The sequence below is a fragment of the Salmonirosea aquatica genome (genome assembly GCF_009296315.1).
GTDB classification, from domain to species: domain Bacteria; phylum Bacteroidota; class Bacteroidia; order Cytophagales; family Spirosomataceae; genus Salmonirosea; species Salmonirosea aquatica.
Genome location: NZ_WHLY01000002.1, coordinates 5,964,352 through 5,990,638 on the forward strand (window position 1 = coordinate 5,964,352; position 26,287 = coordinate 5,990,638).

General features: G+C 53.9%; 22 protein-coding genes, 1 tRNA gene and 2 pseudogenes. 16 read left to right on the top strand and 9 right to left on the bottom strand.

Features of this window, described 5'->3' with window-relative positions:
• The first annotated feature begins 16 nt into the window (after positions 1-16).
• The 7 genes from GBK04_RS25905 (at position 17) to GBK04_RS25930 (ending at position 4,688) form a co-directional block, all read left to right on the top strand.
• Positions 17-805 carry a TatD family hydrolase gene (locus GBK04_RS25905; RefSeq protein WP_152766388.1) on the top strand — a complete coding sequence of 263 codons (789 nt, stop codon included), beginning with the start codon at positions 17-19 and terminating at the stop codon, positions 803-805.
• 6 nt (positions 806-811) lie between these two features.
• Positions 812-1,891 carry an asparaginase gene (locus GBK04_RS25910; protein WP_152764801.1) on the top strand — a complete coding sequence of 360 codons (1,080 nt, stop codon included), beginning with the start codon at positions 812-814 and terminating at the stop codon, positions 1,889-1,891.
• Positions 1,892-1,930: 39 nt separating this feature from the next.
• Positions 1,931-2,017 (top strand) — tRNA-Ser (locus GBK04_RS25915).
• A gap of 271 nt (positions 2,018-2,288) precedes the next feature.
• Positions 2,289-2,444 (top strand): hypothetical protein, encoded by a 156-nt coding sequence (locus GBK04_RS31135; RefSeq protein WP_373331350.1) that lies wholly within the window; start codon positions 2,289-2,291, stop codon positions 2,442-2,444.
• A gap of 30 nt (positions 2,445-2,474) precedes the next feature.
• A complete protein-coding gene (locus tag GBK04_RS25920) occupies positions 2,475-3,416 on the top strand; it encodes a phage integrase SAM-like domain-containing protein (RefSeq protein WP_152764802.1) in 942 nt (313 codons plus the stop codon).
• A 438-nt stretch (positions 3,417-3,854) separates the two neighbouring features.
• Positions 3,855-4,265, top strand: a complete 411-nt coding sequence (locus GBK04_RS25925) for a hypothetical protein (RefSeq protein ID WP_152764804.1) — start codon at positions 3,855-3,857, stop codon at positions 4,263-4,265.
• A 21-nt stretch (positions 4,266-4,286) separates the two neighbouring features.
• Positions 4,287-4,688 carry a hypothetical protein gene (locus GBK04_RS25930; protein WP_152764806.1) on the top strand — a complete coding sequence of 134 codons (402 nt, stop codon included), beginning with the start codon at positions 4,287-4,289 and terminating at the stop codon, positions 4,686-4,688.
• 459 nt (positions 4,689-5,147) lie between these two features.
• Here GBK04_RS25930 and GBK04_RS25935 read toward each other — a convergent pair whose 3' ends face one another.
• Complete coding sequence (locus GBK04_RS25935) at positions 5,148-5,759, bottom strand: site-specific integrase (RefSeq protein WP_373331351.1); 612 nt, start codon at positions 5,757-5,759, stop codon at positions 5,148-5,150.
• Between GBK04_RS25935 and GBK04_RS25940 the strand changes: the two genes are divergently transcribed.
• Positions 5,743-6,471, top strand: coding sequence for an IS5 family transposase (locus GBK04_RS25940; RefSeq protein ID WP_373330942.1), 729 nt, complete (start codon positions 5,743-5,745; stop codon positions 6,469-6,471). The genes GBK04_RS25935 and GBK04_RS25940 overlap by 17 nt on opposite strands.
• A gap of 79 nt (positions 6,472-6,550) precedes the next feature.
• Here GBK04_RS25940 and GBK04_RS25945 read toward each other — a convergent pair whose 3' ends face one another.
• On the bottom strand, positions 6,551-6,976 hold the full coding sequence (locus tag GBK04_RS25945; protein WP_152764807.1) for a site-specific integrase: 426 nt from the start codon (positions 6,974-6,976) through the stop codon (positions 6,551-6,553).
• Positions 6,977-7,579: 603 nt separating this feature from the next.
• Here GBK04_RS25945 and GBK04_RS25950 point away from each other — a divergent pair.
• The 3 genes from GBK04_RS25950 to GBK04_RS31140 all read left to right on the top strand — a co-directional run bounded on the left by GBK04_RS25950 (position 7,580) and on the right by GBK04_RS31140 (position 8,936).
• Positions 7,580-8,155: an antitoxin Xre-like helix-turn-helix domain-containing protein gene (locus GBK04_RS25950; RefSeq protein ID WP_373331352.1), complete on the top strand. Its 576-nt coding sequence runs from the start codon at positions 7,580-7,582 to the stop codon at positions 8,153-8,155.
• Entirely contained in the window at positions 8,152-8,625 is a 474-nt protein-coding gene (locus GBK04_RS25955; protein ID WP_152764809.1) for an RES family NAD+ phosphorylase, read from the top strand. Before GBK04_RS25950 ends, GBK04_RS25955 begins: the two co-directional genes overlap by 4 nt.
• Positions 8,626-8,762: 137 nt before the next feature.
• Entirely contained in the window at positions 8,763-8,936 is a 174-nt protein-coding gene (locus GBK04_RS31140; protein ID WP_373331353.1) for a hypothetical protein, read from the top strand.
• 108 nt (positions 8,937-9,044) lie between these two features.
• Here the strand turns inward: GBK04_RS31140 and GBK04_RS25960 are convergent, their stop codons facing one another.
• The 7 genes and pseudogenes from GBK04_RS25960 to GBK04_RS25985 form a co-directional block, all read right to left on the bottom strand.
• Complete coding sequence (locus tag GBK04_RS25960) at positions 9,045-9,977, bottom strand: dihydrodipicolinate synthase family protein (RefSeq protein WP_152764811.1); 933 nt, start codon at positions 9,975-9,977, stop codon at positions 9,045-9,047.
• A gap of 4 nt (positions 9,978-9,981) precedes the next feature.
• Positions 9,982-11,589 (bottom strand): sialate O-acetylesterase, encoded by a 1,608-nt coding sequence (locus GBK04_RS25965; RefSeq protein ID WP_373331354.1) that lies wholly within the window; start codon positions 11,587-11,589, stop codon positions 9,982-9,984.
• A gap of 8 nt (positions 11,590-11,597) precedes the next feature.
• Complete coding sequence (locus tag GBK04_RS25970; RefSeq protein ID WP_152764815.1) at positions 11,598-13,583, bottom strand: family 20 glycosylhydrolase; 1,986 nt, start codon at positions 13,581-13,583, stop codon at positions 11,598-11,600.
• Positions 13,580-16,305: pseudogene (locus GBK04_RS25975) on the bottom strand (sodium:solute symporter family protein). Before GBK04_RS25975 ends, GBK04_RS25970 begins: the two are co-directional and overlap by 4 nt.
• Before the next feature lie 31 nt (positions 16,306-16,336).
• Positions 16,337-17,881, bottom strand: a complete 1,545-nt coding sequence (locus GBK04_RS25980) for a RagB/SusD family nutrient uptake outer membrane protein (RefSeq protein ID WP_152764816.1) — start codon at positions 17,879-17,881, stop codon at positions 16,337-16,339.
• Between the two features lie 107 nt (positions 17,882-17,988).
• Positions 17,989-18,405, bottom strand: coding sequence for a hypothetical protein (locus tag GBK04_RS31145; protein ID WP_373331355.1), 417 nt, complete (start codon positions 18,403-18,405; stop codon positions 17,989-17,991).
• Positions 18,405-21,290, bottom strand: coding sequence for a SusC/RagA family TonB-linked outer membrane protein (locus GBK04_RS25985; RefSeq protein ID WP_373331356.1), 2,886 nt, complete (start codon positions 21,288-21,290; stop codon positions 18,405-18,407). Before GBK04_RS25985 ends, GBK04_RS31145 begins: the two co-directional genes overlap by 1 nt.
• A 171-nt stretch (positions 21,291-21,461) precedes the next feature.
• Between GBK04_RS25985 and GBK04_RS25990 the strand changes: the two genes are divergently transcribed.
• The 5 genes and pseudogenes from GBK04_RS25990 (at position 21,462) to GBK04_RS26005 (ending at position 26,278) form a co-directional block, all read left to right on the top strand.
• Entirely contained in the window at positions 21,462-22,169 is a 708-nt protein-coding gene (locus tag GBK04_RS25990) for a FadR/GntR family transcriptional regulator (protein WP_152764818.1), read from the top strand.
• A 71-nt stretch (positions 22,170-22,240) separates the two neighbouring features.
• Positions 22,241-22,951: a sialidase family protein gene (locus GBK04_RS31150; RefSeq protein WP_373331357.1), complete on the top strand. Its 711-nt coding sequence runs from the start codon at positions 22,241-22,243 to the stop codon at positions 22,949-22,951.
• A 20-nt stretch (positions 22,952-22,971) separates the two neighbouring features.
• Positions 22,972-23,454, top strand: a pseudogene (locus GBK04_RS31155) (sialidase family protein); the annotation flags it as partial.
• A 17-nt stretch (positions 23,455-23,471) separates the two neighbouring features.
• Entirely contained in the window at positions 23,472-24,662 is a 1,191-nt protein-coding gene (locus GBK04_RS26000; RefSeq protein ID WP_152764820.1) for a n-acyl-d-glucosamine 2-epimerase, read from the top strand.
• 587 nt (positions 24,663-25,249) lie between these two features.
• Complete coding sequence (locus GBK04_RS26005; protein ID WP_152764822.1) at positions 25,250-26,278, top strand: alkaline phosphatase D family protein; 1,029 nt, start codon at positions 25,250-25,252, stop codon at positions 26,276-26,278.
• Positions 26,279-26,287 lie beyond the last annotated feature (9 nt).

A 26,287-nucleotide genomic window follows, 5' to 3' on the forward strand; every position in this document is an offset into this window, starting at 1 on the left:
TAGTGTGAAGGTACCTATGATCGAAACCCACGCCCATATTTACGACGAACAATTTGCCGAGGACCGCGACGCCATATTGCAACGTGCCCGAAGCGGGGGCATCCAGGAGATTTGGATGCCAAACTGCGACCAGCATACGATTCCCGGCATGATGCAGCTGGCTGAAAAGTACCCCGATTTTTGTTTTCCCATGATGGGCTTGCATCCCTGTTATGTACATGCGGGATTTGAACAGGAACTCAGGATCGTGGAAGAATGGCTCAACCGAAAATCTTTCATCGCGATTGGCGAAATTGGTATGGATCTGTATTGGGACAAAACTTTCCGGGACCAACAGGAGGAAGCTTTCCGGATTCAATGCCAGCTGGCTCTGAAACATAACCTCTGGATTGATATCCACAGCCGCAATGCTTTCTGGGAAACAGTGCATTTGATTGAAGAAATAGCTAACCCGAAGCTAAAGGGCATATTCCATTGTTTTGTTGGAAATCTCGACGAAGCCAATAAAGCCATAGAACTGGGATTCAAACTTGGGATCGGCGGCGTCGCTACCTTCAAGAATGGTGGATTGGATAAGGTACTCCCGCACCTTGATCTTCAGCATATTGTGCTTGAAACCGACAGCCCCTATCTCGCCCCCGTACCTTACCGGGGCAAACGCAACGAGCCCTCCTACCTGGAACTTGTGGCCCAGCGGGTGGGCGATCTGATGCATCGGCCGAAAGTAGAGATAATCACCCAGACTACCCGTACTGCCCAGTCCCTGTTGACACGGCACAAGGCCGGGTCCATTAAATTCTTATAGCCTTTTATGTACAAAACCGTTCGCATCAACCCCATCTCGCCCCACCCGCCCCGTGCTTCGGTACTTGTGATTTACACTGGGGGTACCCTGGGCATGGTGTACGAAAACAAAGGTCGGCAACTGGTACCTTTTGAGTTCGAACACCTCATCGATCGTGTGCCCGAAGTGCGGCGACTGGATATAGAGATCACGTTCCTGACCTTGCCCGAACCGATCGACTCCTCCAACATGACCCCTGAACTGTGGGTGACTCTTGGGCAGATTATCTTTGACCAATATTTCGACTACGGCAGTTTTGTTATTCTGCACGGTACAGATACCATGGCCTATACGGCCTCTGCGCTAAGTTTTCTTTTGGAGGGCTTGAATAAACCCGTTATCCTGACGGGGGCCCAGTTGCCCATCGGCATTGCCCGGTCCGATGCCCGCGAAAATTTCCTCACCGCACTGGAAATTGCTGCGGCCACTAATGCACAAGGGTACCCTATCATTTCAGAAGTCTGCATTTATTTTAATTCCCTGCTGCTGCGCGGGAACCGGAGCAAGAAAAAGGAAAGTTCGGATTTTAACGCCTTTCAATCCGAAAACTACCCTGTTCTGGCCAATGCTGGTGTGCGTATCGAGTACAATTTCCCATACTTGGCTCCTTACATTCAGGAGAATAAACTTTTTCTTCACACCCGCCTTTTCTCGCAGGTCACTTTTCTGAAAATTTTTCCGGGGATTACGCCAGAGGTGGTACATTCCCTATTCAATATTTCCGGATTAAAAGGTGTCGTACTCGAAACCTTCGGCGCGGGCAATGCGCCAACGGCAGCCTGGTTCTTGGAAGAAATCAAACAAGCCATTCAGCGGGGACTCCTAATTTTCAACGTTTCCCAATGCGACGGCGGCCGCGTGACGCAGGGACAATACAAAACCAGTACTGCTTTGGCACAATTAGGCGTCCTGAGCGGAACAGACTGTACGGCCGAAGCGGCTATTACCAAGATGATGTTTGTGCTGGGCCAATCCGATGATCCAGATCTTTGTCGCAATCTGCTCGTTACCCCCTTACGTGGAGAAATGAGTAGCACATTTGAATAAAAGAAGCATTCGACTATCTTTGCACCCGCTTCCCCATACAGAGAGGTGCCCGAGTGGTTGAAGGGGCACGCCTGGAAAGCGTGTATATCGGTAACGGTATCGAGAGTTCGAATCTCTTCCTCTCTGCATTTAGGTATTTATTTGGCCCGTGGCCCGTTGGTTTTTCACCAGCGGGCTTTTTTTGTGCCCTCACCGCCCCTATCCTCGCAAACACCATTCGCAAACACCACCCGATCCCTCGCAAACACCTCTAACTATTTAATTTTTTATTGTATTCAACACATATTTGATATTATTTTAACAAGTACCTGAGAGCTACTTTGTTACATATTTGTCTTGACAACTATCATTTTTACACCAATACTTTTGCGCAGTTTTACCAACCTAAAGTTAAATAATGTTACGTCCAAGAATGCTGAGTGTGCTTTTTTACCTCCGTTACAACAAAAAAAATCCCGACCACCCCATGGCCACCGTCTACTGCCAGATCACACTGGCCGGCCAAAAAGCGACGCCTTTCTCCACGGGCGTCAAGGCCAAAGTGGCCAGCTGACAAAAATCCAAATCGACGGGAGATCCGCTCATGGATACCAAGCTGATGCTCATCCAGAACCGGCTCAACGACCTGCACCTGCGCTACGAACTGGAAGGCAAGCCCTACTCGGTGCATTCCCTGCGCGGAGAATTCATCAAACCCGCCCAACCCCCTCAGGAGCCGAAAAAGGAGCCAGTCAAGCCAATCACGTTCCTCAAGATGTACACCCGGTATGTGAAGAGCAAAAAGGGAGAGATTGAGGGAAGTAGCTACCAGGTGCTACAACGCTACGAAAAAAACATCAAGAAGGCATTGATATGCCTTGGGCATGAAAACCTGTCGGTCGCGGACATGGACGCCGACATGATGGATACCCTGAAAAAGTATTTCCTGTCCAACTATGCCGAAAGCACGGCCCTGAAAATGCTGGTCTATGCGAAGGCGGTCGTGGATTTTGCGGTATTGAAAAAGGTGATCCCGTTCAGCTCGATCAAACCCTATAAGATTGGAAAGCCCGAGGACAAGGAGCCAGTCTGCCTGACGGTGGAAGAAGAAGCCCGGCTGCTGAACCTAGACTTTTCCCAGGTACCCGGTCTGGCCCAGATTTCCGACCGCCTGGACCGGGTGCGGGACATTTACATCGTCACGCGGGAACTGGCGTTCCACTACGGCGACTACCTGCGCCTGTCGAGTGACATGATCCAACAGGTCGAGGGGGTGTGGGTGTACCACGCCCAACGCAAGAAAACCAAGGCCGACATCTACAACCTGGTATCTGTGCGGCTCATGGGGGTCTTCGAGAAGTACGGTGGCGTGGACAACCTGCCCAAGATGGCCTTGCAGCGCTACAACGATTACCTCAAGCTACTTTTTGCAGCGGCGGGAATCAACAAGAACGGAACATCCAAGATGGGACGGACCACGTTTTCCGATTACCATTCCAACGAAGCCCCCATCAACGATCCCGCGCTGTGCGCGATGCTGGGCTGAAAAGCAGCAAGTACCTGCGGAAGTACCGGAAAGTGGATCACCGGGCGCTGCTGCGGCATTTCAAGCCCGTGCCAAAAGAAAAAAACGACGAATAGGCTCCCCCCAATTAAATGAGGGGTTTACTTTTCACAATGTTTACCGCCTACATATACCTGCCGTGAAGGGATTCACCAGGGTATTTAGGTGGTGGCCGATGCCGGGGGGCATCGGCTTTTTTGTTTTTTAAATTCCAGGTTAATTTATGAACAAAATGCATGAAGTAGTCAACGTTACTACTTTCACAGGTTTTACCCGTTGCATCGCTTGGAGGGGCTCTTTGTACTTTCATAGGAGGTCTTACATGATGTAAGGCCTATAGTTAGTGAATTTTCGGGCATGTAAGACATTTGCTTAATTTTGTCTTACACAACATAATGTCAGATTATAGAACAAGAATAAATGACGATAGAAGACCTTATCCGGCTAAGTGGCGATTCAACTTTATTAGCTTGGCAGTATCAAGGAGACCAACTTATGCTGACGCTTGAGTTGAGCGAGACTGATGCTACAGTGTCGTTTGCTATCAGGTCAAAGTGGTTTACTATTGATGTGCCTAACCACTCCAGTAGTGATGCATTTCGAACTTGTTATATTGAAATAGCTGAACTTAAAAATTTACTTGCTGAGACAAACGGGTTTTATGTGCCTGCAAAAGAGTTTAGTTCGTTTATGCAGGAGAAAAGAAAGAACTTGAACTTGGCCTATGGTCTAAAATCCGACGAATACAGGTATATTCTCTCGCTCGTCAATAATAACCGTCTGGTTTCGTGTATCTTATCAGACTTAGCACATATTGCTATACTACCTTAACATAATGCTCACTTATAAAATATGCTACCCACTCGTTATTTTAGCCTATTACTACTGGTATTATTCACCTCCAGTTGTTATTTGGGTGGTTATCATTCGATGGGTGAATTTCCGGATCGTCTTACAGCTGAACAAAAAATGCTGGAGCATCTGCTAAGTGAGTATGACGACCTTTACGGCGGGGACTATAAACTACTTTATCAGTTTCCCGAAAAGGAGAGGGAGTTAAGGAATGCAATTTGGTACGATAAGAAGTCAGGTCGCTTAGGCGTTGAGAATGATGTCTACAGCGGGCCTTGTTGCGTCTGGGTGAATGTCGATCGAGCCGTTTTAGAGGACTTGGTAGCCGCGAAGAAAGGGATTTTATATGCTGATTCATTGAGTGATCGTATTCATCCTGATCTAGGCCCTTGCCGCTACTGATTTTTATACAAATTCTAGGAATCTGAATTATCTGCTTTTCACTTCGCTTCTGGAAGAGTCTCGAACAGAATCACGATTATAGGGCTACTTGTTGAGCTTATTATAGAGATGTTTGCTTAGATGCCAACTCATTATTAGACTGTAGGCTATCAGCTTACCTGGCAGTAAAATAGCTTTTATGAATACTAACCATCGATTGTAATCGTCGGATATACGGAATGGGTTATCAATCAAACCTCCCACCCATCCAACGTTGGTATAATCAGGCTTAGCAGTAATTAGATGGCTTAATAGTATGGTGCTCCCCAATAGTCGGACAGGATTTCTGTATTTTCGGGCTTGTTGGCCAAAGCCCCAAAATTATACTTTTTCTTTCCCTTTTATTCCCCTTTCATACCAGACAGCTGGGCGGGGTGGTCTAATTTAGCGGCACACTTTTGAACCCACGGAAATTTTGCTTCACAATCCCAGCTTCATGGCGGCATTGTGCCGTACAACCTGCTGGACACGGGTGTAGCGGTCGATCATCGTGCGGGTGCGGTGCTTGGTCTGCTGCATGATCTGCGAGTCGTCGGCCCCGTTGAGCTTGGCGATCGTCACGAAGGAAGCCCGCAGCGAGTGGGCCGAGTACTCCTGGCCCAAGTAAGCCTTGGTGGTGCGGGCCACCTGCTTGTCCGACAGGCGGTCTTCTGTAACCTGATCCCCCTTGCGGATGCGCACGAACAGCGGCCCGGCCTGTCGGCCCAGCAGGGCCAGGTAGTCCTGCAAAGCCCGCACGGGGCAGGTCTCGGGATCGGGACTGAAGAACAGCGCCTTCTGCTCAGTGCGGCCGTACTGGTTGGTCTTGCTGCCCCGGTAGGAAAGCACGGCCCCCTCGCGGGTGAACTGGATGCCCTCCATATCCAGGGCCACCAGCTCCGAGCGGCGGAAGGCGCCCACGAAACCCACCAGCAGCAAGGCGCGGTCGCGCAAACCGGCGGGCGTTAAGAACGTGTTTGGGAATTGAGAAGTAATGAGAGCCGTGTCATCTTTGTATCGACCAAAATGCAAAGACATGACCAAACAGTTCAAAAGACTGACCGACTCTCAATGGGCTGCAATATCGCCCTTTTTACCACTCAATCGCAGACGAAGAAGCGACTTGCGCGAAGTCATAAACGCCATTCTGTGGCTCTTGCGTACTGGCTGTCAGTGGCGAAATCTGTCTGGGGAATATCCGCACTGGCAAACTGTGTACTACTATTTCGACCGCTGGAAGGCCGATGGAACGCTTGAGCGGATCAACCGCGAGCTGAACCAGTTGGACCGAAAACGGCAGGGGCGCCAGGCCTACCCCTCGGTGTTTTGTATTGACAGCCAGAGTGTTAAACTGGCTCCTATGATCTGTGCAGACCCTGGCCTTGACGCTCACAAGAAGGTCAACGGCCGCAAAAGACAGTTGCTTGTCGACACAGGCGGGCGGCTGTGGGCCGCCGATGTGCATTCGGCCAACCAAGCTGACGGCCCTGCCTCATTGCCTTTGGTAAGCGGCATTTTGTGGTATGGCGACCGGATTGAAAAGGTCTTCGGCGACCAAGCCTACGGGGGCGTTTTCGCGTGCGAATTGTCTAAGTGGGGCGTCGATTTCGAGCGAGCCTCCCGGCCCGAATCTAGTCAGGGCTTCGTGCCGGTAGCCGAGCGGTGGGTCGTGGAACGGAGCATAGGGTGGACAAATCGCACGGGCGACCCCGTTCTTCCGTCGAATCGTCAAGGATTACGAGCACACAGTATCTTCTTCGGTTAGTTGGTTGATGCTAGCCAATATCCAGATCATGTTGCAACGAATCGAGGTAGCAAACCAAATTTAATTCCCAAACACGCTCTTAAGGAATCAACCGGATCTTGTGCTTGAATTCTTCGATCTCAAAGGCGGGGGCCTGGCCGGGCTCGGTGCCCAGGGTGCGCTTGATGCCCTCCAGCACGGTCTGCACTGTATCGTCCAGGGCCGGGTCGGGATGCTGGTTGAGCTTGTGCCACTTGCGGATGGCGGCCATCCGGCGGGAGAGCGTGGCCCAGGCGTGGCGGGTGGCCTCGTCGGCCAGGTAGGCCGCCAGTGTGGCGGAGGCCAGCGGCAGCTCGTCTAGCCCGCGCGCGGCCAGCCACTGGCGCAGCTGGTGCAGGTCCGATCGGTAGGCTCGCTGGGTATTCAAAGCGCCCTCGAGCCCGCGGGCGAAGAAAGCGGCCGTTTGGCTCGCGAGCTGTTCGCGGGTGGCCAGGGTTAAACCGGTGAATCGGGAAATCGATGCCATAAGACAAAAAAAAGCAAGATAGGGAAAAATAGATAATGTCCGATAAGTACACATTATCGGACGTAATAATCAATAGTTCCCGATTTTAGTTTATCGATGGGTTGGGGCTGAGATTTCGCTGTACAAAAATTTGTTGGGGCTGAACCAGTGTACACAAATCTCAGCCAATCCGGGATTGGCTCGGGAAATAACCAAAGCCGTGAAGCGATATTGGTGTAAAATCAAAAATATAGTGCGAAGAGGGTAGGGAGAAATAAGGCAATTTGTGTGAAAATAGAACGTCCGTCGGAAAATGTTTGCCAGGATAGAATCGAGAAGCCGGACACGTATGAGTTCTAATGTAACTAAACAACAAAGCTGCCGACTTTGGTGAGGTAGTCTCATTTTGCTGCATACTTCACGTGCGATTTTTTGGTACTACTGACGAGTAGTGATTTAAATAACAAAAAACCTTAGGCAAATGTCTGAATCCCGAACTTAACCTATTTCCTGGCAAACGTTCAGCGATGCTTCGCCCTACTAATTTGCCCGATAAATCCCTATTGCAAAGATTCACATGAATATGAAATATTTCAGGTATATTCGTGCAAAACTTCTTCAACTATGGCTTCATCACTCGACATTATCTCCGCGTCGGGTTGGGGATTCCCCACCCACGACCTTATTCTGCAGGCCCGCCGTAAGCTTCCCCGCAATCAGGTCGACCGGATCGCAATTCTGGGGGGACTGACCAAGAAGGAGATGGCCCGTATCCTGGGCGTCACCGAACGTAACCTGTACAACCAGCACCAGGGTGATTTGTCGGTGCCCCTCTCCGAACGACTGCTGCTCCTGGAGAAGCTGTTTCAGCATGGACTGGCCGTTTTCGATGGCCGGCGGGAGGCTTTCTTCCAGTGGCTGCGCGCACCCCTGGCCGAGTTAGCTACGCCCGAAGTGGGCTTTGCGGCTCCCTCAACTCTGTACAGTAGCCCACCCATTCAGGAAATGGGCACTAAGGAATCCCCCCCTGATTTGACTAAGGCGGCTGCCGCCCGTCGCACCCGCCTGCAACAGCGACCAGCTGCGGCTACCCAACCGCCGTCCTATCCCACCCCCTGTCCCTGTTGGACACCATCACCGGCTATAAGCTGGTCGATAATGTTTTCATTCGGATGGAAGCGGGTGTGTTCAGTTAGATGAAACTTTACCGTATTCTCAAAGAACCTTACTGGCATGACCCGCTTTCGGTGGTGGGGGCTGAAATTGCCGGGGGCCGCTGGAACCCGCCGGGCCAGGGTATTCTCTACACGGCAAGCTCACCCGAATTGGCGCTTCTGGAAACGCTGGTACATTTTCCCCATGTACCCTACGATCAGCTGCCCCGTCTGCGGGTATTCACCCTTGAAATACCAGAGGGTGAAATCCGGTGGATCTATCCCGAACTGCTGCCCGACGAGTGGGCCGAACCGACTGCGCTGCCACTTACCCAGCGTATTTTCAGCGAGTGGCTGCATGAGCCCCTGGACCTGGGACTGGGCGTTCCCTCGGCTGTGGTCGACATCTCCTACAACGTTTTGCTGCATCCCCGGCACGCGCTGTATCCGAAGATTGAGGTGATTGGGCAGCAGGATCTCATTCTGGATCAGCGCCTGTGGAATATTTCCAAGTAATGAGTGAAAAGTTGAATGATGGAGTGTGGGGAGGAAACATTTTAATCAAGAACAATGAACAAAATCATTGACGCACCATGGGTAAATGCAGGCGGGGAGATAGTCGGCGCCCGTTTTTTCTCAGCCCGGATATGGTAATGACCGAACTGAAGAACCAGTTAAATCCAGAAAAGAAGTTTATTGCTAAGGGATTTCCAAACATCTCCTCCGATCAAAGTCGGACTGCATCGGTGAGGAACGGCTTATTATTAAATTCGGTGTCAGGGAAAAATGAGCCGGGTCAGCCTTCATGGCAAAAAGTTGAGGAATAAGGGAGCGGACGATCTGTACCTGAATGGTTGCGGTACACGGGCAGCTAATCAAAATGAAAAACAGGTAGGCACTGAATATTTCCACAAATTATTAAGGTAGAAAAATCTTTATTCGGAATAAACCTCCGGCATTTCCGAAGCATAGGAAAAGAATTCAATCGCCTCTAAATCCCGCAGAAACTCACGGTACTGCCCCTCGCTCATAGTGCGAACGGGCAGGCGGAACGACCCGCAGTCCAGGCCCATCGCCTTCATGTAGGCTTTACCCACCGAAATGCCTCCATACTTGCCCAGTAGGTTCACGATGGCGATGGATTTTTCCTGCCATCTTCGGGCTTCCGTCAGGTCACCCGCGTCGAAAGCGGCTATCAGATGGTGGTAAAGCGGCGCGGCGTAGTTGAAGGTACTGCCCACGCCGCCGCGTGCGCCCATCGCCATGCCGCCCAGGAACACCTCGTCCCAGCCCCAGAGGATATCGTAGGTACCCCCGCCGTAGTTGAGGCATTGGTTGTATTCCATCATATCGTGGTGGGTGTACTTGATGCCCGCGAAGTTGGACATCTGACCGTCCAGGTTCTCCAAAAGCTGCACCATGGACACATTCACGCCCGTCAGGACGGGAATGTGGTAGAAATACACGGCAGTATTGGGTATGGCCTGACCTACTTCACGGCAGATTTGGGCGAGGGTTTCGGCACTGTTTATTTTAAAATAATGCGGGGCAAGGATCGCCACGGCGTGGTAGCCGCACTCCGCCGCCAGCTGCGCCAGCTGCTGCATTTCGGCCACCGAGTTGCCGCCCACCATCGCAATCTTCAGCAGGTCTTTTTCCGAAGTGCAGCCCCAGGCTTCGATGACGGCCCGCTTTTCCTCGTAGGTCAGCGACACGCCCTCGCCCGTCGAACCCACCACAAAAGCACCTTTGATCCCATTATGGGCCAGCATTTTAGCGTATCGCGGCACAATGGAGAGGTTTAGGCTGCCGTCGGCGTGCATAGGGGTGAAGGGGGCGGCCACGAGGCCTTCGATTTTTTGGATCATGATATTAGTGTTTGATTGATTGGTCGATTTTCATTTGAAAGGTAGAGGCGGGAAGCCCTGCGGCATTTTGCAGATTTCCTCCGCTGAAAGGCTGCCAGCCGTAGAGAACCCGCTGCCAATGGCCGCTTTGCGGGTTTGTAATGAAAACATTTTTCCCCGAGATAATCGCTTCTGCCGGATGACGAACGCCCGCTGCATCTTCTAATTCGAAGCCGGCCAGGGGTTGGTCGTTTTGGGTCCTCAGTCCTTTGGCGGCATCCTTGAAGGTCAGCACCAAACGGTTGCCCTGCTGCTGAATCTTTTGGAGAGAAGGCCCGCGGGCGGCAACTTTTTTTCTGTAGGTTCCAGCCAGCGCCACGCGGGCCAGCCGCTTCCCCACGGTCTTTTTGTCGGTCGGGTGGACGTCCGATGGGTGGCCGACGTCGCTGGTGACGGCCATGGCCACGTTCGGAATCCTCTCAGCCATGCGCCGCTGGCTATCCCGAAACTCCGGCCAATACTCCGAGCGATAGCCTTTTTCGGTACCGATGGAGGAAAGTTGGCAAAAGTAAAAGGGGAAAGCGCCTTGTCCCCATTGCGCCCGCCAATCACGTACTAACGCCGGAAAAAGTTGCTCGTGCTGCTGCGTCCGCCGCAGACTTAACGCGTTGCTTTCGCCCTGGTACCAGAGGACGCCGCGAATGGGCAACCCAAGCAGTGACTCAATGCCCGCCCGGTACAAAAATCCGGGTTTGAATGGATGGTTGATGCCCAGTGAATCGCCGGGGAGTGTGGAGCCGCCCACCAGTAAACTGTCCAGATTCTGATGGCCGCGCTCACGGCACCAGGGTTCCAGGCTCTCGTTGGCAAACCAGTTGCCCCGGAAAATGGGTTTAAGTTCCGCCTGGCCCGATACGACGGCTTCCGGGCGCAGCCAGGCTTCGGCGGGTGAGCCGCCCACCGCGACGGTAATGAGGCCGACCGGTACACCCGTTTCACGCTGAACCATTTGCCCGAAGTAAAACCCCACCGCCGAGAAATTGCGCGCGCTGGTCGAATCAGCGGCTTCCCACCCACTTGGTCGATAAAAGTTTTCGGGTCGCAGGTTCGGAATTTCTTCGACTTTATAAGGCACGTTGTACACCGACACGCTCGGCTGCCAATTAAGCAGTCCCAGGTTTGCGTTGGCAGCACTTTTTAAGGCGGCTGCCGCGAAACGGTCGTCTTTCAGCATAAAAGCCATGTTGGATTGCCCGGCGCACACCCAGACATCGCCGATAAGTACATTGGTCAGTGTCAGCGTGTCACCCTGGGAAATAATGCGCAAAATTTGCGGTTTGGCGTTGGCTCCCTGCGCTGTCAGCGTTATCTGCCAAGTGGAATCGGCGGCAACACGGGTTTGGCTTTTGTTCCTTTTCTGTCCCTTTCGTCCCGAATCAGTGGGATTGAACAGCCGTATGGATACGGCCGCACCCGGTGCGGCTTTACCATAAATCCTTAGGGGCTGGTCGCGCTGCAACACCATGCCCGAACCGAACACGTCCGCTAATTTCAGCGGCGTTTGCGCATTTGCCTGAACAGGGGTTATGACCCGAAAGGCCCAGAAAATCAGTACACTGATAACTTGCTTCATAAGCATAATCACTCTTCGTATTTCACTTCCATCGCTTTCATATTCTCTCCATCCTCCTCCACCAGCACCGCCGTGAACATCCACTTGACGGGATTTTGCCAGTCACTCCTGAAACCTCCTACCGGAGCTTTGACCAGGATCCGGTTCCAGCCCCAGCCCCTTTGGAGACGGACGCGGATCGGCGCGCGGTATTCGTAACCTTCGTCTACGAGCGGAATTTCGGCGTGACCTTTCTGTCCCGCCCGAGCCCAACGGGGCGGTTCGATTAAGGTACCGTTGAGCCAGACTTTGCTCATGCGGTTGTCCCAAGCGCCCGGCGGTGGCGAGTCGGTGGCGGGGGAGCGGGAAAGGTTATTGAAACCGACCCACAGCCCGGCGTCGCGCTCCGCGTCGGACCAAACCCGGGCGCGGGCATAGACCGTGCTGTTTGCGACGGGTTTTTCCAGCCAGCCCGTAGGTTCCGGAAACCACCAGTGCCGCAGATATACCGTCGCGCCGACCACTTCCGAAGTCCTGATTTCCGACCAGTCGTCCGTTAGTTCGGGGGTGAAGGTTCTAGCCAAATCGCCGCCGTTGTCATAGGGTTCAGTGATCCGCCATCGGATGTTCGACTGTCGGACGTAGGGAAAGGGCTTGTCCTGAAAATACAGTTTCTTATGGTCGAGCAGGCGGTGCTCGAATTCCTGAAAATTCCCGAATTCCTCGCTACCGGAAGTACCGATGCGCGTCGTTTCGCGGACTTGTCCGCCGCCGCGCCAGGCGCGCTCCGACCAGGCGAGCAGCGCCGGATAAACGGGGTTCTGCCGCAGAATGGCTTCTTGCGAGGCGACTCGGCGATCATTCCACACGCAGATGATGCCGCCGAGGTGGTCCGCGTCCCCCGTGCTTACGCTACAGGTTTTGTGATTGAAGATTTCGACCACACTCTCAAACGGATCATGATGGTTGAGGTACAGGTACCTGGAATCCACACTGGGAATACCTTTGGTAGGCCGGGCCGAACCCATCCAAAGCTGACGGATGGCGGTTTTGGGCAAATTTCCGCCGGGATACCAACCGATGACTTTCTTGCCGTGTTTCTCCACCAATGCCGCCATCTCAGGCAAAAATGCGGTGTTGGTAATTTTGACCTCGTCCCCGCCCAGGTGCAGGTACTTCAGGTCGAAGGTTTGGCAGAATTCCTCCAAAACCCCCTTCACGATTTTCATCCCTTCCACTGATTGCATCTCCACGCCCGTAGCCCGCCGAAAGGCCGCGCTGTGGCCGGGCATATCGAGTTCCGGCACCAAGGTGATGTACCGCGCCCGGCAAAAGTCGATCAACTCCTGCAGCTCTAGTTGGGTGTAGTACTGTCCGGCGTCGCGGGTCATGGTTTCGGGACGGGTCAGTTCGGGGTGGCGTTTGCTTTCCAGCCGCCAGGCTACGTCCTCGGTCAGGTGTAGGTGGAAAATGTTCAGTTTGTATAGTGCCATGAACTCGATCTGCTTTTTCAGAAAAGGCAACGACTGAAAATTGCGGCCCACATCGTGCATCAGCCCGCGCCAGGCGAAGGCCGGGTAGTCGGTGATGCGGCAGCCGGGAACCGCCTCGCTTTCGCGCACTAGTTGTCGAAGGGTTTGCAAACCGTTAAAAATTCCGTGGGGAGTGTTGGCTACTAGCTCGATGCGCTCGGAATCCACCAGAAGGCGGTAAGCTTCTTCAGGATACAATGGGGCTTCGACCTTGCCCAGTTTAACCGTAATTTGGCGGGTACTTTTGGGAGAAAATGTCCCCCCCTTTTCCTGTAAAAAAGCCTTAGCCTGCTCTGCCAATTGGTTCAGCTCAGGATCCAGACGGATGGAGTATCCGGCGTGAATCTGGAAGGATTCCTTCGTCCACTCGATTTGCTGAGGCTGGGGGATGAGGGCGGGCTGGGCCTGGGCATTCGGGTAGCGTATCGACCATAAAAGAAGCAACAACATGCCTGCCAGAGGTTTTATGACTTCCTTTTTCATACCTCATGAATCGTTAATCCCGCCAGCGGTTTCTTCGGCGAACTAAAAATCAAGCTGAACAGGTACCCAAACAACAGACTTGATACTAGCCCGGTAAAGGCATACATCAGCAGGTTCAGACTGGTGTACTGGCTGATCCAGAATTGGAAAGCGCTGCTCAGCACCAGGCCGGCGACCACGCCGGGGCCATTGGCGCGGGTGGTAAAAATGCCCAGCATGAACACGCCCCCGATGCTACCCGTGAACAACCCCAGAATGACATTGAACTGATCCCAGAGCGAATAAGCCTTCCACTGCGCCATCAGCAGCGCCACGACCATGCCGAAGACCCCGACCGTAAAAGTCACCCAGCGGGCGGTGCGGAGATAGGTTTTCTCGGGTAGCCCGGGGGCAAAGGGGCGGAACAGGTCATTGGTGAATACCGTTGCCACGCAGTTGACGCTACCGTTGAGCGCCCCCATCGCTGCCGCGAAAATGGCCGTGATGACCAGTCCCGCGATACCGACGGGCAGTTCATTGACGATGAACCAGGGGTAAATGGTATCCTGGCTGTCGAGGGCAATGTTAACCATATTGGGCTGCTGCTGGTAGTAAAGGTAAAGGAGGGTACCGATGCTGAAAAAGATGATCGTCGAAGGCACGGTGAGCCAGGCGCCTAGCCGCAGGCTGTCCTCAGCGGACTTCTGGTCTTTGGTCGTCAGGTAGCGCTGCACGACGGTCTGGTCGGCCCCGTACTGGATCAGGTTGAGCGAAAAGCCGCCGATCAGTACCACCCAGAAGGTGGAACTCTGCCAATCGAAACTGAAATCGAAGACGGTGAGTTTGTCGTAGTTTTTCAGCGTTTGGTAGTGCGTCTGCCAGTCGCCTTCCAGCAAAAAAGGAATCAAAATTAGCGTCAAAATCGCCCCACCCAGCAGAATGATGACCTGTACCACCTCCGTCCAGATGACCGCCTCGATCCCCCAAGGACCGTATAAAAAATACTCACGGCGCTCATAATGACGATGCCCGTCACCACGTCAATGCCCGTTACAACCGACAGCGCGATGCTCGGCAGCAGCAGCACGATGCCCATCCGGCCCAGTTGCAGCAAGATGTACAGCACCGCGCCCAAAAAGCGGGTGGGGTAGTTGAAGCGTTTTTCCAGGTACTCGTAGGCCGAGGTCGCGTTGATGCGGCGGTAAAAGGGGATGAAGTACCGGATGACGAACGGCATGACCATCACGATCGTCATCAGCAGGAAAAAGTAGGTCCAGTCCTTGGCGTAAGTCTTGGCCGGGATGCCGATGAACGTGATGGCGCTGAGCTTGGCCCCGAAAATACTCAGGCCCGTAGCCCAGCCGGGAATCTTCTCACCGCCCCGAAAAAAGTCGTCGGTCGAATGCTGGTGCCGCGAGGTCCACCAGCCGATAAAAATCATCAGCAGGAAATAAATGACCAGCACCGCATAATCGAGCCAGGAAAAGTAGGTTTTTTGCAACAAGGTACCCCGCCAGATTTTTGGGGTTCGTACGCCCGCTTTGATCTCGCCGCTGGGCAGGTAGATCTCATTTCCCCACCGAACCGCCGTGGTAGTCACCTGACCGGCACCTGGAAAATCATCCAAATGCGTCCAGCGGTCGGTGATGGTATTGTAAAATAAAACGGATCGCCCAAAGCCCGGATGGTTATTCAATAAGCGGCTTCTTCGCGCCAGTAGCGTGCCGGAATCAGGCGAAGCGGCCAGTCGGCGGTTGAGTGCCTCCACCCGCCGGAAGGTACTCCCGTCATCGCCGCTCACAACCAACAGGTAGGTCGAGCCTACCGCCAGCCCCGTTCCCGCCGAAAGGCCCGCACCCGGCAACGGCTGGCGCAGCTGCCAGGTTTGTTTCTTGATATCGTAGGCAAAACCTTTGGTATAAAAGGTACTGGGCGCGTCGGCATTGCGGCTTCTTCCCCCAAAAATAAAAAAAGAATCTCCGTCGCCGTTGGACTGAATGCCGCCCATCGCGTGCGACACCGCCACGGGCAGGTCGGGCAGTTTTTGCCAGCCCGCCGTAAGGTTGTTCAGATCCAGCGTCAGAAAATCGGCTACGGTCTGGCCATCCCGTTCGCCACCCGCCAGGTAAAGCCGACCGTTGGCGAAAGCCAGCAGCGCGTTGCTCACAGGTTGGGGCAGGTCAGGCAGGGATTGGATTTCGATGGTCTTTTTCTCCGGATTCCAGTTGAGCCGGAAAACGGATTTCAAGGTACTTCCCTCGTTCTCGCCGCCTACGCACACCAGTCCGCCGGGTGTGGACACGCTGGCCCCGTACGCTACGGCTTGTGGCAACTGAATAGATACGGGAATGGCTTGCAGGGAATCACCCGATTTTCTAAATACAAAAATATCATGCTGAAAAACCTTCTTGCCTCCCGACCAGGGTACCTTATCCGGGAAATTGGCTCCCCCCGCCACAATCAGCACCTCGTTATCGACTCCTACGAAAGCGCCCGCCACACCAGGGTTCGCTTTCCCGCCCACGTCGGGTAGTTGCCCGGCTTTTTGCCAGACAATCTGCTCCTCGGCTTGCTGAGACAAAGCGGGGAAAGCTAACAGGGCGATCAGAACGAATAGGGCTTTTTTCATGGGCGTATTTTGGAAACGTTGGTTGAGTTGATCAAGGGTTAACAGAGGCAAATTTCGCCTTGCTTTGTCCCTGCTCTTGCGATTAGGAGAAACTTTGGCACTTTTTCCCTTCATGCCGTTGACCCTTGAACCTTTACTCTCAAATTCAATACCCCGGCGTCTGCTTCAACTTCGGATCGCTGTTGAGCATGGATACCGAAATGGGCAACAGCAGTTTGTACGCCTGGGCGGGCATCAGGTACTTGGGATCGATGCGGTTGTAGACGTAGGCATCGCCCGCGCGGCGCTCCGCCCACCAGTAGCGGCCTTCCCCGATGAATTCGCGCTGGTATTCATCCAGAATAGCATTCAAATTTTCCGTGATAGAAGCCATCGTAAACGGCTTGAAATCCGGACCGTAGGCCCGCTTGCGGATGGCGTCGATCTCGGCCTTGGGACTTTCGCCTAACTTGGCTTTGGCCTCGGCCAACAGCAGCAACACATCGGCGTATCGGTAGATCGGAAAATCCGTATCATAAATTTGCGACGAGCTGATCGGGTCGGCGCGCCCCAGGAATTTGGTCAGGATTACTCCCCGCAGCGCGTAAGGTGCGCTGTTGTTGTGCAAGGTACGGAACGTAGCCGCGACCCGACTGTCGGACGGCGTCGAGCTAGTCAATTGGGTAATCAAAGCGGGCGAAAGTCCTACGCGATTGGCACCGCCCACATAGGGGTAGGCCGACACGACGCTCACCGGATTTTCGGGATTGAAAATAAGGGTCGAACGTTGGGTCGTATTCACCAGAAAATTGCCGTAGCTACTCAGATTGGCCTGGTCTTTCTCATAGTTCAGGGCGAAAATAATTTCCTTATTGCCATTTTCCTTTAAGGGATCGAAAATGTCGGCATAGTTGGGCAGCAAGGCGAACAACGGATTATCCCCCACTTCTTCCAGGGCGATTTTGGCGGTGGCGAAGTCGGTATTTCCGCCGCCCTGGTGGGTACCCGACCACAGGTACACATCGCCCTTGAGCGTCAGCGTGGCGGCGCGGTTCCAGTACACGCGCTTGTTGTTGGCGGGGTTGGAAGGCGTAGCGTAGGAAACCGTAGAACCGATCAGCGCCAGCGACGAGTCGATGTCGGCCTTAATTTGCTGCATGATCAGTTCGGGGGTAGCACGCTCCTTGTACAGCGACGACAAATCACCAATTTCTTTGAGCGGCTCCGTCGTGAGGGGTACCCCGCCCCAGGTTCGCAGCATGTTGTAGTACACGTAGGCGCGGAGACCGAACATTTCGCCCCGGTAACGGTCGCGGGTGGCGGCGTCGAGGGGTGCCTTGGGAAATAGGGTAATCACTGTATTCACCCGATTGAGCAAGCCGTAAAATCCACCCCAGTTGCTCAACGGGGCGTTGGCCTCGCTGAAATCCTGCGCCCAGAATTGCCGGAAGGTACCGTCCTCGGATTCGGTAAAGATGCCGTTGGCCCAGATTTCCGAGCGCATTTCACCCAGCAAGAAGAGGGTACCCTGGTATCCGCGCAGACTGGCGTACACGCCATTGTACAAGGCGTAGGCCGACGAAGCATCCGCCAGAATTACATTAGGATCGAGGCTCGTTTCGGGCCGTACCTCAGTCAACTTGTCCTTGCAAGCCGCTAATCCCATAAGCAGAGCAGTAGCGAAGAAGATGATATTTTTGATTGGTTTCATTTTGATTTTTTTGGAAAAGGGGAGAATGGTGAAAAGGAGCGTTTTTCTTCGGTTAAAAGAAAGCTGACTCAACAAAAAATCGAAGAAAAAGCATTATCAACTATCCATTACAAAGTAGCGCTGACCCCCAGGGTCATCGTCCGGGGCAGGGGGTACTTGCCATTGTCGTAGCCGCCTACCTCGGGGAAGGTGCCCGAGTACCTGGTGATATACAGCAGATTGGAACCCGACATATACACTTTTAACCCCTTGATGCGATTTTTCAGGATGGAGCTCAGGGCCTTGCCCGGTACTTCGTAGCTGAGCGTCACTTCGCGCATCATCAGGTAATCGCCCTTCTCCCAGAAATTGGCCGCCGGACTCCCCGAACCCGCCCCGGTTTCGTAGTTGCGGCCGTAGTTGGCCCAGATATAACGGGGAAGGTCGGCGTCAGGATTCTCCGGCGTCCAGGTGTTTTTCACGTCTATGGGACTATTCTGCGAACCTTGCACCTGGCTCAGGCCCCGCATCCGAATTTGGTTCATCACCATATGCCCCAGGGCGTAGTCGAATTGCCCGAAGAGCGAGAAGCCTTTCCAGCCCAGCGCCGTGGAGCCCCCCCCACGAAGGTGGGGGTACTGCGGCCCACGTACACAAAATCGCGGGTGTCCAGCGTGTCGTTGGCGTCCAGGTCGCGCCAGCGGGCATCGCCCAGCTGCTTGATGCGCTTGTTGGTGGTGGGCAGGAAGAGGTTGGCCAGGTTGGCACGCGCGTCCAGGTCGCCCTGCGTTTTGTACACCCCATCAAAAATCGGGGCGTAGATTTCGTCGGTGCCCACGCGGTAGCCTTCCTGCAGCCCACCTACCCACTGGTAGGAATTGGTGGCGGGATCAAAAACACGAACAGCACCTTGCCGGTTGCGTTCCAGGCCGTTGTCGAGAAGTTTTTTGGCAAACGTCCTGACGTGCGAGAAGTTGGCCGAAACGTCCAGGCTCAGTCCGTTTTCGTCCTGCGGGCGCAGCACATTCCCGCGCAATTCCAGCTCGAAGCCCCGGTTTTGCAGGGTGGCAAGGTTGGTCTGGTACGAGCTGAAACCCGTCCAGCCAGGGATGGCGATGCTCTGCAATTTGTCGTACACATCGCGCACGAAATAATCGGCGATGAGCGTCAGGCGGTTGCGCAGCAGACCCACATCCACGCCGAAGTTCAGGGTCGTGGTTTTCTCCCAGTTCAGGCGCGGATTCACGAAGTTGGTTTGTCCATAGGCTCCGATGCCATTGTACAATCCCAGGTTGTTGTACTGCTGCACGGTGCCGAAGTCGCCCGATGCCAGCGTGCCGTTCTGGCCCCAGCTTAGGCGCGTCTTGATGGTGGAAACGAAGTCGCTGATCGTGGAATTGCGGAAGAAATCCTCGTTATGGAGATTCCAGCCGAACGAAAGGCCGGGGAACAGTGTGTAGCGGGCGTCCGGATTGGTAAGTTGAGAGGTACCGTCGTAACGCAGATTGAGATTGACGAGGTACCTATTGTCGTAGTTATAGTTCACCCGGCCAATGGCTGAGGCGAAGCGGTTCCAGGAATCCACGCCCGACGAAGCCCGGGTTTCGATGTAAATGGCATTCGTCAAGTAGGGCAGCTCGTCCGACGCGCTGCCGATACCCGAACCGGATTGGTTGAACGATTTGAAATTGAAATATTCCCCCCCGGCCAGCACATCAAAGGCATGTTTGCCAACATTGCGGGTGTACTGCAGGAAGCCATTGTAAGAATACTGTCCGGCCCGGTTGTTGGCAAAGCTGGAGGCCCGCGCCGCGTTCACGGCCCCGAAGGTACCGTTCTGGTAGAGTTTGTTAAAATTCTCGGCGTTGGTGTACCGTAGGAAGCCCGAACCCGAGGCCAGTACCTTGAGGTGCTCGGTGAGGGAATAGGTCAGATTGATTGCGCCGGAAAAGCGCTGTTCCTGGGTGTTGCGGATAAACTTACCGTTCAGGTACTGCGGATTGCCCAGGCTGCCGCCGTCCACGCCGGGCAGAATCTCACCCGTAAGATCATCGGTCAAGCGGACGGTGGGGGCGATACCCGCAAAGCGCTGAATGATTCCCTCGTCGCCCGCAAGGTAGGACGGGTGACCGTTAGTGCTATACGCGGCGAGGTTCGTGGTGATTTTGAGATTTTTGCCTACGTTCAGTCCGCCATTGAAGTTCATATTAAAGCGCCTCAGGTCCGAACCGATCAGAATGCCCACATCCTTGATTCCGCCGAGCCCCAGGGCGAAAGTACCCTGCTCGTTGCCGCCGGAAAAGTTGACGTAATGCTCCTGCAAATTGCTTTGTTGCAAAATCAGGTCTTCCAACGCGCGCTGCGAGGTAGCACGGTACAGCAGGCTATCGGTCTGATTTGGGTTGAAGGGATTCTGATCCACCAGCAGATTCCACATCGGATCGCCGATGAGTTGCCGGTTGGCGTTGGTTACGCTCTGGGTGGAATACAGCCCATTGGAACGGGTGAAACTGGAATTGGCCGCAAATCCCCACGAACCGTTGAGTTGGTTGCGGGTGTTGTTCATCTCGCTGGTATTGTTGTCGGCCTGGGCCAGCAGGAAGCGGTTTTTTAGCCCGATGCGGTTCCAGCGGATGTAGTCCTCGGCGCTCAAATATTGCAGTCCGTTGCGACGCACGTAGTTTGTGGCGTTGCGGTAAGTATAGGTCACCTGCGTACGCCCCTGCTTGCCCTTTTTAGTCGTCACCAGTACCACACCATTGCCCGCCCGCGCGCCGTAAATGGCCAGCGATGCGGCGTCTTTCAGTACATCCATCGACTCGATATCGGAAGGATTGATGCCGTACAGGCTGGGGACGATCACTCCGTCCACAACGAAGAGCGGCGAGCCCGTGCCGTTGAAGTTGGTGCCTCCGCGCAGGATCACCGTGGGGGTGGCCCCCGGCTGCCAGGTGTTCTGTTGCACCCGTACGCCAGCGGCGGTACCCTGGAGCAGCGTGGCGGCGTTGGTACGCGGTACCGATTTCATGACCTGCTCGTTGACGCTTGAAACCGAACCTGTCACGTCGCGGCGGCTCTGCTCACCGTAGCCGATCACGATCACCTCGTCGAGCAATTGGTTGTCTGGCAGCAAGTTCACGGTCAGGACACTTTGGTTGCCCACCGCGATTTCCTGCGACTGGTAGCCCACGTAGCTGAATACCAATGTGGGGGCAGTTGGGGCGGTCAGGGTGAATTTTCCCTCGACGTCGGTGGTGGTACCCTGAGTGGTACCTTTTACTACCACGCTCACGCCGGGGAGTGGTTCACCATCGGCCATCACCGTCCCCTGGACGCTGTTTTGAGCCAAGGCAGCCGACATAGCCAGCGTGAAGGCAATAAGTAGGACATAATGCCTCTTTTTAATACTTGTGATAATAGATTTATACATAAGCTAGCTGGGTTTGATTATTATGTATGATTTGACAAAGGTATTAAATTATACATAATAACAAAAAATACCGTATTTATTTTATTTTTAGGCTTCAAACTTTGCTTATTCTAATTACATAGCCTTTCTTTGCATTTTCAATTTGTATTAGATATTATTTAATAAAGAAATATGAACTACTCGAATATCCAAGGTGACCTGTTGGAGTCAGACAGTCAGTCGCTGGTGGATAAGGCCGAAAACAGCATTCTGGATTTATTCAGCGCGCAACAGTACAAAGTGGGGGATGTAATTCCGAAGGAGATGGAACTGGCCGCCCAGCTGGGAGTGAGCCGGACGGTGGTACGCGAGGCAGTGTCGCGGCTGCGGATGCGGGGCCTGCTGGAAACGCGCCGCAAGCGCGGCACGGTCATCACGAATCCCGATGTGATGGGGTTGCTGGAGAAAAATCTCTACCCCGGCATCCTGGATGACGCCACGCTGCGCAATATTTTTGAACTGCGGATGGTGCTGGAAATCGGCATGGGCGACCTGATATTCGAACGGGTCACCCAGAACGATATCGACGAACTCTACGCCATTGTCGAAAACGAACCGGCCAATGCTGAAGAAACTCTGTTCGATGTGAATCAGGAAGTAAAATTCCACGGGAAGCTGTACCAGATCACGGGCAACGAAACCCTGGAACGCTTCCAGCAGATGCTCCTGCCCGTGTTTGAATATGTCCATGAGAGCGCCATCCTGCGGCGGCCCATCACCAACAAACGCTTCGTATCGCACCGGGGCCTGGTGGACGTGATCCAGCACGGCTCGCCCGAAACCTTCCGCAATGCCATGCGGAATCACTTTGAGAACCATTTCCAACGAATATTCAAGTAAACCCCGGATTTCGAATGCTGGAGTCCGGAGATGTACGATGTCCGGCATTCGATCTTGAAAACCAATTTTCCATGTTCCGATCCCAAAATTTACCAGCTATCCTGTCGCTGAGCCTTTGCCTGGCGGCCTGTAACAAAAACATGCAGTCGCCCCGTACCATGGGCACCGGCTCCGGTGACGGCGAAGGCATTAGCGAAACTACTGTCTACGAGAACGGCCAGGACGGCTACCAGTGCTACCGCATTCCGGCTATCGTGAAAGCCCCCAACGGTGACCTGCTGGCCTTTGCCGAGGCCCGGCGCAACAATTGCGGCGACTTCGGTGATGTGGATCTGGTACTTAAGCGTAGCACCGATCATGGCAAAAGCTGGGGCAAGCTCGAACGGGCCGTCGACTTTGGGGATAACCAGGCGGGCAACCCCGCTCCCGTCTTCGACCTCACCGACCCGGCTTTTCCAAAGGGCCGGCTTTTTTTGTTTTACAATACCGGAACGGCCCACGAAGCGGACGTCCGCAAGGGCCAGGCCGTGCGGGAGGTGTGGTACCGCACCAGCACAGACAACGGTCAGAGTTGGAGCGACGCCGTGAACATCACGTTACAGACCTCGCGCCCCAATGCCCCAGCCACCAATCCGGCTTATACTTTTAAAGAAGACTGGCGCTCTTACGCCAACACGCCCGGTCACGCGCTGCAAATCCGGAACGGCCGGTACAAAGGGCGGATCTTCTTGGCCGCCAACCACTCCGCCGGCCCCCGCAGGAGCATTTCCGCGACTACGTAGCTCACGCTTTTTACTCCGACGATCATGGCAAAACCTTCAAGCTCAGCCCCAATCTCGACTATGCAGGCGGCAATGAAGCCACCGCCGCCGAAACTTCCGACGGCAGCTTACTTTTCAACTTCCGTAACCAATCGGGTGATGCAAAGTACCGCTTGCAGGGCTTCACCAAGAATGCGGGCGAAAGCTGGGACGAGGTACGCGTGATGAAAGACCTGCCCGACCCGGTTTGTCAGGGTAGCCTCATCAGCTTTACGCCTAAAAAAGGCCAGCACGTCCTCCTTTTTTCCAACGCCAATAGCCAGACCAAGCGAGAGAACCTCACCGTCCGCACCAGCACAGACGACGGCCAAACCTGGTCGGCGGGGAAAGTCATTTACTCCGGCGCGGCGGGCTATTCTGATCTGGTGATCCAAAAGGATGGCGACATCGGCGTCCTCTACGAAAAGGATGGCTACAAGCGGATTAGCTACGCACAGTTTGGCTATAAATGGCTATGGGATTAAATGATAAATGGTGAGTTATGAATGCTATTAAGCCCCCTACCCCTGTCATTGAAAACTACGCCGTCCAGTACCGCGACGCGCTGCTCAACGATGTGCTGCCTTTTTGGATGAAACACTCCCCTGATTGGGAATGCGGCGGGTACCTTACCTGCCTGGATCGGGAAGGGAAGGTGTTCGATACCGATAAATTCATCTGGTTGCAGGCGCGGCAGGTTTGGACGTTTGCCATGTTGTACAACCGTTGGGAAGCGCGGGCCGACTGGCTCGAGATGGCTGAGTTGGGAGCCGGTTTCCTTTTGAAGCACGGTCGTGCCGCCGATGGCAGCTGGTACTTTTCGACCACCCGCTCGGGGCAGCCGCTAGTGCAGCCCTATAATATTTTCTCCGACTGCTTCGCCACGATGGCCTTCGGACAACTGTCGCGGGCTACGCAAAACCCGGAACATTCCGATTTGGCCAAAGGCACCTTCGATCAGATTCTGGCTCGCCGCCACAATCCCAAGGGCGCATGGAGCAAGGCAGTCCCGGGCACCCGCCCGCTGAAAAACTTCGCCCTGCCGATGATTCTGTGTAACCTATCGCTGGAAATCGAGCATTTGCTGGATAAATCTCTGGTAGAGGGAACCATCGCCGAATGCCTGTACGAAGTCATGGAGGTTTTCTACAACCCTGAGTCGGGATTGATTCTGGAAAACGTCACGCCCGAAGGACAGCTTTCGGATAGTTTCGAAGGGAGGTTGATCAACCCCGGCCACGCCATCGAAGCCATGTGGTTCGTGATGGAACTGGCCGTAAGGCGGAATGATCCAGCCCTGATCGAACGGGCCGTGAAAATCACCCTCGACACGCTGGAATACGGTTGGGATTGGAAATTCGGCGGCATCTACTATTTCCTCGACCGCAAAGGCGCCCCACTGCAGCAGTTGGAATGGAACCATAAACTTTGGTGGGTGCATCTGGAAACTCTCGTGGCCCTGTTGAAAGGGTATCAGCTTACCGGAAACCAGGATTGCTGGCAGTGGTTCGAGAAAGTTCACGGTTACACCTGGGCGCATTTTGCCGATCCTGAAAAGGGAGAATGGTATGGCTATCTAGACCGCCGGGGGGAGGTGCTGCTGCCGCTCAAAGGCGGCAAGTGGAAAGGCTGCTTTCATGTGCCCCGGGGACTATACCAATGCTGGCATACTTTGGCTATGTTGCAACCATAATTTTATACTCTTTACAAATCATCCTTATTCATGTGGACAAGGCCATTTTTCCAGCATCGGAATGGTCTGAGATTATCGGTTTTAAACATAATCCATAGTTATGTTAACACTACCTGAGAGGCGCTTTAATTTACTTTATTAATTGCGACACTGCAGTGGGGGATTATTTAAGTAACTATTGAGCTGGTGGCACTTGCAGATGTAAGCATCTTTGTGAGGGTTCTCCGGAATTGAAACGATATTGCGCAAAAAAATAAAAGTGTACTATATTTTGATAGGGTTTGGAGTTAGTGTTCAGTGGGAGCGAGCACGGCATTTTGCTCCAATTGAAGATTTTCCAAAGCGGGATAGTTGACCGCATGGACCACTTTATTCCCCTGTACCCGAAACGATGGCCAACCTGCCCATCAGCCCAGGTATTTAAAATATGCCCCAACAGCTTGCCCTCCAAATTTTTGATGCGCCAGACAGCCACAGTTGACAGGTGGGGGTGCCCGGTCCCCAGGCCAATGTTAATGATTATTTAACGGATTGCTCGCTGAGTAATCGCTTAAATTACGGGTCACAAGCTTTTGAACCGCTATCCCATGATCCAAAAGATATCCCTATCCATCCTGCTTCTGCTCGGAGTTGCCAGTTGCCGGACCGCCCGCCCAAGTGCCGCCAGCCCGTCGCAGGACAAGCCGGTCACCCGAATTGCCTTCGGCTCGTGCAGTGACCAGAAACGCCCGCAACCGCTCTGGGACGACATTGTCGCCCAGCAGCCCGACGTCTGGATCTGGCTCGGTGACAATATCTATGGCGACTCGGAATCGATGGATACGCTGAAAGCCAAGTACGACCTTCAGAAATCAAACCCGGGGTATGCGCAATTACGGAAATCCGCCTCCATAATCGGCGTCTGGGATGATCACGACTATGGCGTAAACGACGGCGGCAGGGAATACCCGATGAGAAGGCAAAGCCAGCAGCTGATGCTGGACTTTTTGGACGTGCCCAGAGCCAGCCCGCTGAGGAGCCGGGAAGGTGGGTATTCGAGCTGGACCTATGGTCCACTGGGACAGAAAGTAAAGGTTATCCTGCTCGACGGACGTTACTTTCGGGATCCGCTTAAAAAAGTAAATAAAGTGAATGCCCCTGATCCGAATGGAGATATCCTGGGCGAGGCACAATGGCAGTGGCTGGAAGCGGAGCTGACGGGCTCCGATGCGGATTTGCACATCATCGGCTGCGGAATCCAGTTTCTTTCCGAGGAGCATCCGTACGAGAAGTGGGCCAATTTCCCGACTGCAAGAAAACGGCTGCTAACCCTTTTGGGTAAAACCAAACCGAAGGGCGCAATACTCATCAGCGGCGACAGGCACATGGCCGAAATTTCGAAAACGTCCGTTGCCGGGCTGGACTACGAACTGTATGACATTACCAGCAGCGGATTGACCCACGTCTCCAAGCCCCACGAAGAGCCCAACCGTTACAGGGCCGGGACCATGGTGACGGCGCTGAACTACGGGCTGATCCTGATCGACTGGAGCAAGAAGCCCGCGCAGGTTTCGGTGCAAATCAACGGTGACAACCGGGCCACCTATCTTGAGCAGGCCGTTTCATTCTCACGCTGAGCTTCCACG

Excerpts from the sequence above, each read along its gene's own strand:
- GBK04_RS25920 (WP_152764802.1), top strand. The coding sequence starts at position 2,475 with ATGGATACCAAGCTGATGCTCATCCAGAACCGGCTCAACGACCTGCAC.
- GBK04_RS25965 (WP_373331354.1), bottom strand. The coding sequence starts at position 11,589 with ATGAAGCAAGTTATCAGTGTACTGATTTTCTGGGCCTTTCGGGTCATA.
- GBK04_RS25990 (WP_152764818.1), top strand. The coding sequence starts at position 21,462 with ATGAACTACTCGAATATCCAAGGTGACCTGTTGGAGTCAGACAGTCAG.
- GBK04_RS31135 (WP_373331350.1), top strand. The coding sequence starts at position 2,289 with ATGTTACGTCCAAGAATGCTGAGTGTGCTTTTTTACCTCCGTTACAAC.
- GBK04_RS25945 (WP_152764807.1), bottom strand. The coding sequence starts at position 6,976 with ATGGCATCGATTTCCCGATTCACCGGTTTAACCCTGGCCACCCGCGAA.
- GBK04_RS25940 (WP_373330942.1), top strand. The coding sequence starts at position 5,743 with ATGACCAAACAGTTCAAAAGACTGACCGACTCTCAATGGGCTGCAATA.
- GBK04_RS26000 (WP_152764820.1), top strand. The coding sequence starts at position 23,472 with ATGAATGCTATTAAGCCCCCTACCCCTGTCATTGAAAACTACGCCGTC.
- GBK04_RS25970 (WP_152764815.1), bottom strand. The coding sequence starts at position 13,583 with ATGAAAAAGGAAGTCATAAAACCTCTGGCAGGCATGTTGTTGCTTCTT.
- GBK04_RS25980 (WP_152764816.1), bottom strand. The coding sequence starts at position 17,881 with ATGAAACCAATCAAAAATATCATCTTCTTCGCTACTGCTCTGCTTATG.
- GBK04_RS25910 (WP_152764801.1), top strand. The coding sequence starts at position 812 with ATGTACAAAACCGTTCGCATCAACCCCATCTCGCCCCACCCGCCCCGT.
- GBK04_RS25960 (WP_152764811.1), bottom strand. The coding sequence starts at position 9,977 with ATGATCCAAAAAATCGAAGGCCTCGTGGCCGCCCCCTTCACCCCTATG.
- GBK04_RS25950 (WP_373331352.1), top strand. The coding sequence starts at position 7,580 with ATGGCTTCATCACTCGACATTATCTCCGCGTCGGGTTGGGGATTCCCC.
- GBK04_RS25930 (WP_152764806.1), top strand. The coding sequence starts at position 4,287 with ATGCTACCCACTCGTTATTTTAGCCTATTACTACTGGTATTATTCACC.
- GBK04_RS25955 (WP_152764809.1), top strand. The coding sequence starts at position 8,152 with ATGAAACTTTACCGTATTCTCAAAGAACCTTACTGGCATGACCCGCTT.
- GBK04_RS31140 (WP_373331353.1), top strand. The coding sequence starts at position 8,763 with ATGACCGAACTGAAGAACCAGTTAAATCCAGAAAAGAAGTTTATTGCT.
- GBK04_RS25925 (WP_152764804.1), top strand. The coding sequence starts at position 3,855 with ATGACGATAGAAGACCTTATCCGGCTAAGTGGCGATTCAACTTTATTA.
- GBK04_RS25905 (WP_152766388.1), top strand. The coding sequence starts at position 17 with ATGATCGAAACCCACGCCCATATTTACGACGAACAATTTGCCGAGGAC.
- GBK04_RS31145 (WP_373331355.1), bottom strand. The coding sequence starts at position 18,405 with ATGAACCAAATTCGGATGCGGGGCCTGAGCCAGGTGCAAGGTTCGCAG.
- GBK04_RS31150 (WP_373331357.1), top strand. The coding sequence starts at position 22,241 with ATGTTCCGATCCCAAAATTTACCAGCTATCCTGTCGCTGAGCCTTTGC.
- GBK04_RS26005 (WP_152764822.1), top strand. The coding sequence starts at position 25,250 with ATGATCCAAAAGATATCCCTATCCATCCTGCTTCTGCTCGGAGTTGCC.
- GBK04_RS25985 (WP_373331356.1), bottom strand. The coding sequence starts at position 21,290 with ATGTATAAATCTATTATCACAAGTATTAAAAAGAGGCATTATGTCCTA.